Source organism: Bacillota bacterium (genome assembly GCA_012837285.1).
Classification (GTDB): Bacteria; Bacillota; DTU030; order DUMP01; family DUMP01; genus DUNI01.
Genome location: DURJ01000002.1, coordinates 24,683 through 34,919 on the forward strand (window position 1 = coordinate 24,683; position 10,237 = coordinate 34,919).

At 52.6% G+C, this 10,237-nt stretch carries 9 protein-coding genes; all 9 read left to right on the forward strand.

Translation table 11 applies throughout. From position 1 onward, the window contains the following. The first annotated feature begins 19 nt into the window (after positions 1-19). Positions 20-1,291, forward strand: coding sequence for a phosphoribosylamine--glycine ligase (gene purD / locus GX016_00165; GenBank protein ID HHT69975.1), 1,272 nt, complete (start codon positions 20-22; stop codon positions 1,289-1,291). Positions 1,292-1,468: 177 nt separating this feature from the next. Beyond that, positions 1,469-3,136, forward strand: a complete 1,668-nt coding sequence (locus tag GX016_00170) for a formate--tetrahydrofolate ligase (GenBank protein HHT69976.1) — start codon at positions 1,469-1,471, stop codon at positions 3,134-3,136. Positions 3,137-3,149: 13 nt separating this feature from the next. Beyond that, the gene (gene folD, locus GX016_00175) at positions 3,150-3,989 is read left to right on the forward strand and encodes a bifunctional methylenetetrahydrofolate dehydrogenase/methenyltetrahydrofolate cyclohydrolase FolD (GenBank protein ID HHT69977.1); all 840 of its coding nucleotides are present in this window, start codon (positions 3,150-3,152) and stop codon (positions 3,987-3,989) included. Between the two features lie 260 nt (positions 3,990-4,249). Further along, positions 4,250-4,483: a YhdT family protein gene (locus tag GX016_00180; protein HHT69978.1), complete on the forward strand. Its 234-nt coding sequence runs from the start codon at positions 4,250-4,252 to the stop codon at positions 4,481-4,483. Then, complete coding sequence (gene panF / locus GX016_00185) at positions 4,483-5,946, forward strand: sodium/panthothenate symporter (protein HHT69979.1); 1,464 nt, start codon at positions 4,483-4,485, stop codon at positions 5,944-5,946. The genes GX016_00180 and panF overlap by 1 nt, the downstream gene beginning before the upstream one ends. 177 nt (positions 5,947-6,123) lie before the next feature. Beyond that, complete coding sequence (locus tag GX016_00190) at positions 6,124-7,224, forward strand: BMP family ABC transporter substrate-binding protein (protein ID HHT69980.1); 1,101 nt, start codon at positions 6,124-6,126, stop codon at positions 7,222-7,224. 53 nt (positions 7,225-7,277) lie between these two features. Continuing rightward, positions 7,278-8,804: an ABC transporter ATP-binding protein gene (locus GX016_00195; protein ID HHT69981.1), complete on the forward strand. Its 1,527-nt coding sequence runs from the start codon at positions 7,278-7,280 to the stop codon at positions 8,802-8,804. Then, complete coding sequence (locus tag GX016_00200; protein HHT69982.1) at positions 8,801-9,949, forward strand: ABC transporter permease; 1,149 nt, start codon at positions 8,801-8,803, stop codon at positions 9,947-9,949. Before GX016_00195 ends, GX016_00200 begins: the two co-directional genes overlap by 4 nt. Beyond that, positions 9,915-10,237, forward strand: a 323-nt coding sequence (locus tag GX016_00205) for an ABC transporter permease (protein ID HHT69983.1), incomplete at its 3' end; no start/stop codon positions are given. The genes GX016_00200 and GX016_00205, both read left to right, overlap by 35 nt.

The following is a 10,237-nucleotide window of genomic DNA, read 5'->3' on the forward strand; positions in this document are numbered from 1 at the left end:
ACGAGGAGGGTGTTACGCTGTGAAAATTCTGATAGTGGGCGGTGGCGGGCGCGAACATACGCTGGCCTGGAAACTGGCGCAGAGCCCACGGGTGAAGCGGGCATTTGTAGCGCCGGGTAATGCCGGTACACGTCAGGTAGCAGAGAATGTGCCCATTGTAGCTACAGATATAGAAGGGCTAGCCAATTGGGCCGAAGAGCAAAGGATTGATCTTACAGTGGTAGGGCCGGAGGCACCGCTTACCGCCGGGTTGGTAGATGCTTTCACAGCCCGAGGGCTGAAGGCGTTTGGCCCTACGCGCGAAGCGGCAGCTATCGAGGGGAGCAAGGTTTTCAGTAAGAACCTGATGCAAAAGTATAACATTCCCACTGCAGCCTATGCTGTGTTTACGGAACCGGACAAGGCTAAAGACTACGTACGGCAAAAAGAGCTGCCGGTGGTACTTAAGGCCGATGGACTGGCGGCCGGAAAAGGTGTGGTGATAGCCCAGAACCAAGACGAGGCCATGAAAGCGGTGGAAGATATATTGGAGGCCGGTGTCTTTGGCGCTGCCGGCAATCGGTTGGTGGTGGAGGAATTTCTCCAGGGGGAAGAAGTAACAGTTCTGGCTTTTTGTGACGGGGAGCATGTTCTACCCCTGGCGTCTTCACAGGATCATAAGCGCATTTTCGATGGAGATAAGGGGCCGAACACCGGCGGGATGGGTGCCTATTCGCCGGTGCCAGCCTTAACGTCGGCCCTGGCTGCGGAAGTGGAAAAGACGATTCTAAAACCCACCGTCCAAGCCATGGCCGCCGAGGGCCACCCCTTTAGCGGAATATTGTATGCCGGACTCATGCTCACGGCAGACGGGCCAAAGGTATTGGAATTTAACGCTCGCTTTGGTGATCCTGAAGCCCAGGCGGTGATACCGCGTCTTTGTACGGATCTGGTCGGTGTGATCGAAGCGGCCCTACAGGGTCAGCTGGATAAAGTACAGCTTAGTTGGCGTCCGGAAGCGGCTCTCACAGTGGTGTTGGCATCGGCGGGTTATCCGGGCCCATATGAAACCGGAGGCCCAATTTCAGGTTTAGAAGAAGCGGCGAAACTGCAGGGCATCTATGTTTTTCATGCCGGAACGGCTGTTGCCGGGGGTAAGGTAGTCACAGCCGGCGGCCGGGTGTTGGCTGTTACCGCTTTGGGAGCGGACCTTGGTGTGGCCCAACAGCGAGCCTATCAGGCGGTGGAGCAGATCAAGTTCGAAGGGTGCCATTTCCGCCGGGACATTGGATGGCGAGCTCTTAGCCGATAAGACAAGAAATTGAACGCCCAGGGCAGAAGAATGCAGAGGAAACGAGATAACTAACAACGAATTCAAATGTGAGGATCTACAAGGTATTTTGACTACCAGTAGCGAATGTAAAGACTATATGCCGAATGATGCTAGAGTTACTAGTGTCGGAGAACTACGAGAGAGGTGTTTGCAAACATGCTGTCGGACATTGAGATTGCCCAAGGGGCAAAACTGAGGCCCATTACGGAGGTGGCATCCTCCCTCGGTCTCGGGGAGGAAGATCTGGAGTTGTATGGGCGCTATAAGGCTAAGATAAGCCCAGCGGTTTGGGAGCGGGTTAAGGATCAACCGGACGGAAAACTGGTTCTGGTCACGGCTATCAACCCGACCCCTGCTGGAGAAGGAAAGACCACTGTTTCAGTTGGCTTAGCCGATGCTTTGAGCCAACTGGGTAAGAAGATAATGGTAGCGCTCAGAGAGCCTTCGCTTGGTCCCAGTTTTGGTCTTAAGGGCGGTGCCGCCGGGGGTGGATATGCGCAAGTAGTACCGATGGAAGATATCAACTTACACTTCACCGGCGACATTCATGCAGTTACCACCGCTCATAATCTGCTGTCGGCCATTATAGACAACCACTTACAACAGGGTAACGAACTGGGTATTGATCCTCGACGCATTACTTGGAAGCGAGTCATGGACATGAACGAGCGAGCGCTGAGAAAGGTGGTTGTCGGACTGGGCGGCCGGCCCCATGGGGTGCCTCGAGAAGACAGCTTCGACATATCAGTGGCGTCGGAAGTTATGGCTAGTTTGTGCCTGGCTGATAGCTTAACCGAGCTCAAAGAACGGCTGGCCCGCATCGTTATCGGCTATACCTATGACGCTAAACCGGTGACAGTAAGGGATCTTAACGCCCAAGGTGCCATGACCATCTTACTTAAAGATGCACTAAAGCCAAATCTGGTTCAGACTCTGGGACAAGTACCGGCGTTTGTGCACGGCGGCCCCTTTGCCAATATTGCTCACGGTTGCAATAGTATTCAGGCCACTCGTCTGGGGCTGAAACTGGCCGACTACATGGTAACAGAAGCCGGTTTCGGTGCTGATTTAGGGGCCGAGAAGTTCTTGGATATCAAATGTAGGGTAGCTGGCCTTAAGCCCAACGCAGTGGTAATCGTGGCCAGTATTCGCGCCTTAAAGGCCCATGGCGGTGTAGCTAAGACCGAGCTCAAGAAAGAGAATGTACCGGCTTTAGAAACGGGTTTTGCCAACTTAGAAAAACAAGTGGAAAACATCCGAGGCTTTGGTTTGCCAGCGGTGGTGGCTATCAACCGCTTCCCCACCGATACCAAAGCTGAGATCGAGAAGCTGAGCGAGCTTTGCCGTCGGTTTGGCGTTCCTTTTGCCTTGACAGATGTGTGGGCCCAAGGCGGTGCCGGCGGTATCGAACTGGCCCAGGAAGTGATGGCAGCAGCCGAGCGGCCGTCGAACTTTACCTTTATGTATGATCGGGCCCAATCACCGAAAGAGAAGATTGCTGCCATTGCCACCAAAGTTTACGGTGCGGCCAAAGTAGAGTACACAGCCGAAGCTGAGCGGGATCTGAAGGCTATTCATGGTCAGGGTTACGATGACTTGCTGATTTGTATAGCTAAAACCCAGTATTCCTTAACTGATGATCCAACATTGGTCGGCCGACCCAGAGATTTTACCATTATCGTGCGGGAAGTCCGCCTCTCGGCAGGCGCTGGGTTCTTAGTGGCTGTTACCGGCCAGATCATGACAATGCCCGGTTTGCCCAAGAGGCCGGCCGCCTTGAGTATGGATATCGACGCCCAGGGCCGGATTACGGGATTGTTTTAAGGGAGGAGATAAGATGACGGCCCAAATTCTAGACGGGAAAAAAGTGGCGGCCGATGTCCGGGCCAGTATCGGGGCCGAAATTGAGCGGCTTAAAGGTCGCGGCGTTACCCCGGGGCTGGCGGTAGTGCTGGTGGGGGAGGATCCTGCTTCCCAGGTTTACGTACGGAGCAAAGAAAAGGCGTGCCAAGCAGTGGGGATGAATTCCTTCCTGCACCGTTTGCCCGCCGCAACTGAACAGGACCGGCTGCTAGAGCTGATTAAGCAGCTAAATGCTGCCCCGGCGGTCCACGGTATTCTGGTACAATTGCCCTTACCGCCGCAGATTGACGCCGACGTGGTTCTTCAGGCCATCGACCCGGCCAAAGACGTGGATGGTTTTCATCCCTTCAACGCAGGGAAACTCATGGCCGGTTTGAAGACTTTTGTCCCCTGTACCCCGCGCGGCATTATGCATCTGCTGGCGGTATACAATATTCCTTTGAAAGGGAAACAGGCGGTGGTAATAGGGCGGAGCAACATCGTGGGCAAGCCCATAGCCCATCTACTGTTGGCTCAGCATGCCACGGTAACGGTCTGCCATAGCAGAACGGTAGGGCTGAACGATATTACCCGCCGGGCGGATGTGTTAGTGGCCGCCGTAGGCCGGCCGCACATGGTCACTGCCGACATGATCAAGCCCGGGGCAACGGTGGTAGACGTGGGTATTAACCGCTTACCAGAAGGGTTAGTGGGCGATGTAGATTTTGAAGCGGCCAAAGAAGTAGCCGGCTATATCACCCCGGTACCCGGCGGCGTGGGACCGCTTACCATTGCCATGCTACTCCAAAACACATTAGAGGCGGCAGCCGTATAATGAAGGTATTAAAGAAGTGATCGAGCTACCAGGGCCGCAAGCATTCACGCTCGCGGCCTTTTGACTTGCGCATGATTTTGACCGGAATACACATTGTAACAGGAGCGTAGGTGGGATACAATGTTACAAACAGCGGGGCGGTATGAAATGAAGAAGATTGGCTACCGAATAATACTTCAAGAATGGAGGGTACCTAATTGACCACAGGTGATTTTAAAGAAGACCCGCGCTTTGCCCAATGCAGCAAAGAGACAATAGTAATGGTAGTCTTGCTAATTGCTAACATTTTATGGTGGTTTGGTTTTGCTTACGGCCTTGGCTCCCGGCCAGTAGAGCAGTATAGTTATGTTTTGGGATTGCCGGCGTGGTTTTTTTACAGTTGTGTTCTGGGCTATGTTGTCTTTAGCTTGGCTTCCTATCTAGCTGTTCGCTTCTTCTTTAAAGACATTCCTTTGGACAGTGCCGAAACCAAGAAAGGAGGCGAACAGAAATAATGCAACCTCAAGCAGTCTTGGTGGTTCTCATTATTGTTTATTTGAGTGTACTAGTCGGCGTAGGGGTGTATGCTTCCAGAGCTAGACAGACTGTTAAAGGCGGGTTTTTGGCCGACTACTTTCTCGGAGGACGCAGCTTAAGCGGTTTTGTATTGGCTATGACTTTGGTAGCTACCTATACCAGTGCCAGTAGTTTCTTGGGCGGGCCAGGTACCGCCTATAATCAAGGGCTGGGCTGGGTACTGCTGGCTGTTATTCAATTGCCTTCTATGTATGTTACTTTGGGGGTGCTAGGCAAAAGGTTTGCCATTATCGGCCGCAAGATTAATGCAGTCACTGTTATTGACATTCTGCGCGAACGCTATGACAAAAACAAATTTGTGACCATATCTTCGGCGGTATTCATTGTTGCTTTTCTAATTGCAGCTGTAGCCGCTCAGTTCTTAGGTGGGGCTCGCCTATTTCAGTCAGTGACCGGCTATAGCTATTTGCTGTGCCTGATCCTTTTTACTGCTGTGGTGATGGTCTATGTAACCCTCGGCGGTTTTGTGGCAGTTGCACTCAACGACGCTATCAATGGGACCATGATGTTTATCGGCACGGTTGTGCTCCTTGTGACTACTATTGTGGCTGGTGGTGGCCTGCCGGCCATAATGACTAAAGTGGCCCAAATCAATCCCGATCTCATTACACCCTTTGGGGTAGACAATTTTATCAGCGTACCTTGGATTTCGTCGTTCTGGATACTGGTTTGTATCGGTATTCTGGGTTTACCGCAGAACGCAGTACGAGCTATGACGTTTAAGAATTCCAAAGCTATGCACCAGGCAATTGTCATTGGCACTGTGGTTGTGGGAATGCTGATGCTAGGTATGCACTTGGTGGGAGTGTTAGCACGGGCCATAGTGCCCGTGGTGGCAAACAGCGATATGACTATTCCCACGTTGGCTCTTCAAGTTCTACATCCGGTAGTGGCGGCCTTTGTCCTGGCGGCACCCCTGGCAGCCATCATGTCGACAGTAGACTCACAATTAATATACATCGCCGGGACTATTGTTAAAGACGTATATTTGAACTACATCAATCCAACTGCACCAGAAAGTGGCATCAAGAGACTCAGTCAGGGTTGCAATATTGTTCTTAGCCTGGTGATCTTGGCCCTAGCTATTAAACCCCCAAGCATGATTGTGTGGATAAACCTTTTTGCTTTCGGCGGTTTGCAGGCAGCGTTTTTCTTCCCCCTGGTAGGAGGCCTTTATTGGAAGCGGGCCAATGTACAAGGGGCCATAGCGGCTCAACTGGCCGGGGTTTTGTCTTTTATCTGGTTTACGGCTAAGATGCCGCGTCCGTTGGGTTTGCACCCCATAGTGCCCACCCTGGGCATTAGTTTGGCCGCTTTTCTCCTGGTTAGCTTAGCCACACCGGCTCCAAAGATGGAAACCATCCAGAAGTTCTGGGGCTAATTAATCGCCTTTTCTTTCGGACAGGCCTCTGGTATAATTAGGTTGTGAGATAGTTCCCAGCATTTGTTTAGTAAGACAGGGCTAGTTGCTATAAAGATCTACTTTGCTGGGGGGATGCAGCGACAAAAAACATAGATTCACCTGGGTTCGTGAGCAAGGGAAGAGGGGGAAAAGCTTGTGTTCAAGAGTAAAAAGATTCTAGCTCTGACGTTGGTGCTAGCGGTAGTTTTGACCGTGGCTGGGTGTGGGCCCAAGCCGGCTCCCAGTGAAGCTGAAGAGCCCGGAGAGGACAAGATCAAGGTCGGTTTGGTATTTGACGTGGGTGGCCGGGGCGATTTGTCGTTCAACGACGGTACTTATGCCGGTTTTGAGAAGGCTTTTAACGACTTCTCGGACAAGATCGAGGGCAAACCGGAAGATGCGGCTAAGGAGCCGTCGGGCGGGGGCGAAGACAGAGAGCAGCTTATGCGCCTTCTGGCCGAAAGCGGCTATGACATGATTGTGGCTGTGGGCTTCATGTTTACGGAGCATGTGGATAAGCTGTCGAAAGAGTTTCCCGATACCAAGTTCGTTCTTATTGACGGTGCCATCGATGACTTAGACGAAGACTCCAACATTGTCTGCCTCCTGTTCAAAGAGCACGAAGGCAGTTTCTTGGTGGGCGCAGCTGCAGCTTTGAAGTCCGAGACCGATAAGGTCGGCTTCGTGGGCGGTATGAAAGGAGCGCTCATTGAGCGGTTTGAAGTTGGCTATTTGGCCGGAGCCAAGTATGTGAATCCCAAAATCGAAACCTATTCTGACTATATCGGCACCACCGGCGACGCTTTTAAGGATCCGGTGAAGGGCAAAGAACTGGCCTTGAAGCAATACAAGGCCGGCGCCGACGTGGTCTATCATGCCTCCGGCGCTTCTGGAACAGGTGTTATTGAAGCTGGCACCAACGAGAAGAAGTTCGTTATCGGCGTAGACTCTGACCAGTCACTTACTGCTACTGACGAGCAGCGGCCCTACATTCTCACCAGTATGCTCAAACGCTTGGATGTGGCTACCTATGATACGATCAAAGACTTTGTGGAAGGCAACTACAAAGGTGGGTACCGAGTCTTTGGGTTAGCGGACGACGGGGTAGCTTATGCTGTTAACCAGTACAATAAAGATCTACTCAGTGATATCGAGCCGCAACTGAAGGAACTCAAAGCTAAAGTAGTCAAAGGCGAAATTAAAGTACCCATCGACAAAGCCGAATACGAGAAGTTCTTGCAAACACTGCCGAAATAGCGACCGTAAAGCAGTGGGGTGGCACACGCCGCCCCGCTTTTTTAGGAGGGAAAATGGTGGCCACGGCGGTAAAATTAACCGGGATTACGAAGAGATTCCCTGGTGTGTTGGCTAATGACAGTATTGATCTTCAAGTGACTAAAGGTGAAATTCACGCTATTGTAGGCGAAAACGGAGCCGGCAAAAGCACCCTCATGAAGATTTTGGCCGGGCTCTATCAGCCGGATGCCGGCCAGATCTTTATCTTCGGGCAAGAGCAGGTGATCAGTTCGCCGGCTCGGGCTATTGAGCTCAAGATCGGCATGGTTCACCAGCACTTTATGTTAATTCCGCGCTTTACCGTGCTGGAGAACATTGTGCTGGGAGCGGAGCGCAAACACGGGGTCATGCTAGATACTTTAGCCGCGCGCCGGGAGGTTACGGATCTGTGCCAGTTGTATAATTTTGCTCTGGAGCTGGAGGCCCCGGTGGGTGAGATTTCGGTGGGACAAGCTCAGCGGGTGGAAATTCTAAAAGTCCTCTATCGCGGGGCCGATATTTTGGTTTTGGATGAGCCTACAGCTGTGTTGGCACCCCAAGAGGTTAAAGAGCTCTTTAATAATCTTCGCCGGCTCAAGGATGACGGCAAGACGATTATTTTTATCAGCCATAAGCTAGATGAAGTACTGGAGATTGCTGACCGGGTCACGGTGCTTAGAAAAGGAAAATTGGTGGGGACGGCGGCCGCCGATTCGGTCAGCCAGGATGATCTGGCCCAAATGATGGTGGGGAGGCCGGTGGTTCAAAGCATTGACAAAGAAGAAGGGACTTTCGGGGCGGCGGTTTTGTCGCTGGTAGGGCTGACTTTGCAAGAGACCGGGGATCGGGCGGCGTTGTCCGATTTGTCGCTTGAGGTTCGCGCCGGGGAAATCTATGGTATCGCCGGAATTGAAGGCAACGGACAAAAAGAGCTAGCTGAAGCCGTGATTGGCCTGCGCCAACCTACAGCCGGACAGATCCTGATTTCCGGCCAGGATACCAAGGGCCTGGATGTAGCTGCCGTACGGGCTCTCGGGGTGGCCTATATTTCCGAGGACCGGCACCGCCAAGGATTAGTGCTGCCGATGAAGGTCTGGGAGAACATGATCCTGGGCTTGCAGCGGCGGCAGTTTTATCGCCGGCCGCGGCTTGAGGTTACGGCGGCGCAGCAGTTCAGCCGGCAAAAAGTGGAGGAGTACAGTATTGCTCTGAGCTCGATCCAGCAAAAAGCAGAGAGCCTGTCCGGCGGCAATCAACAAAAGGTGATTTTGGCCCGCGAGTTGGCCCAGGAGCCGCAAATGATTGTGGCGGCTCAACCCACCAGGGGTCTGGATATTGGGGCGGCGGAGTTTGTGCACCGTCAGCTACTGGCTAAACGCCAGAGCGGCTGCGCTATTCTATTTATCTCCGCCGACTTGGATGAAGTGCTCTCCATTGCCGACCGGGTGGGTGTGATCTACAACGGCCGGATTGTGGCTGAGTTTAGGCCGGAAGAAGTAACGGCGGAGGAGCTGGGGGTCTATATGCTGGGCGGTAAGAAGAAGGCAGGTGGGGCAGCATGAGCAAAGACTGGCAGATAAGGATCATAAGAGTGGCGGCACCGGTGGTGGCCATACTGTTGGCAGCGTTTCTGAGTTCTTTGGTAATCTTGGCGATCGGGAAGAGCCCGCTGGCAGTGTTTGCCACCATGTTCAGCTTTAGTTTTCGCCGTCTGGACAGTATCGCTATTATTCTGCACAATGCTACGCCCTTAATCTTTTCCGGGTTAGCAGTGTCCATCGGTTTTCATATGGGACTCTTTAATATCGGGGTGGAAGGGCAGTATCTTATGGGCGCCTTTACGGCAGCTCTGGTGGGGTTTGCCGTTAAAGGGCTGCCCCAGGCGATTCATCTGCCGCTCACTATCGCGGCCGGGATTGCCGGAGGTCTGATCTGGTCCTTCCTGCCTATTTATCTAAAAGTCAAGCGCGGCGTTCATGAAGTGATCAGCACCATTATGTTTAACTATATTTCGTATTCTCTGATCCACTACTTTATTGCGGACTTGTTTTTGGACCGAACACAGAAATTAGTTATGGGACTGGGCAGTCCGCTGATGCGAATGCCGAAACTTTTACCGACGGCTCTTATGCCTCGGTTGCACGGTTTCCTAGCGCTGTTTGGCCTTACACTACCGAAACATGTGTATCTTAACTGGTTTTTCCCGTTGGCCTGTTTGCTGGCCGGCGGAGTCTATTATTTGCTTTTGGGAACGCCCTTTGGGTTCGAGCTTAGGGCAGTGGGGCACAACGCCGAGGCGGCCCGGGCGGCCGGTATTGCGCCGGAAAGGGTTTATCTGAAAGGATTCTTGCTGAGCGGGGCTATTGCCGGGCTGGTGGGGCTGTCTAACTTGCTGGGTTTTTCCGGCTATATGGATTTGGATTTTCCGCGCAGTTATGGTTTTGACGGTATTGCTGTAGCTTTAATTGCCCGCAACAACCCTTTCGGCATTATTTTTTCCGCCATCTTATTTGGTTTCTTGAACCGGGGCGCGGAAGGAGTCCAGACTTTCCTCAATGTACCCATGGATACAGTGGTTATTCTTCAGGCCCTTATGATCCTGTCCATTGTGATCATCAACAAGGTCATTGAGGATTACTTGAAGCGTCTGGCTCAAAAGGAGGTGGCCAAGGGTGTTTCTGACCGAACTGTTGGCATCGAGCTTTAGAATGGGTGTTCCTATTTTGTTGGTATCGCTGGGGGCGGTGTTTTCGGAGCGAAGCGGTGTGGTCAACATCGGGCTGGAAGGGATGATGGTGGTCGGATCGTTTTGGGGTGCGCTGGGGGCTTACTTTCTGGGCCCGGTCAGCGGCTTCTTGCTGGCGGCGGTGGCGGGCCTAGTGTTGGCGCTTATACATGCCTTGGCTACAGTCACCTTTCGCGTGGAGCATGTGGTGAGCGGTGTGGCCCTTAATATTCTGGCTTACGGTAGCAGTCGCTTCATGAGCCAGGCTAT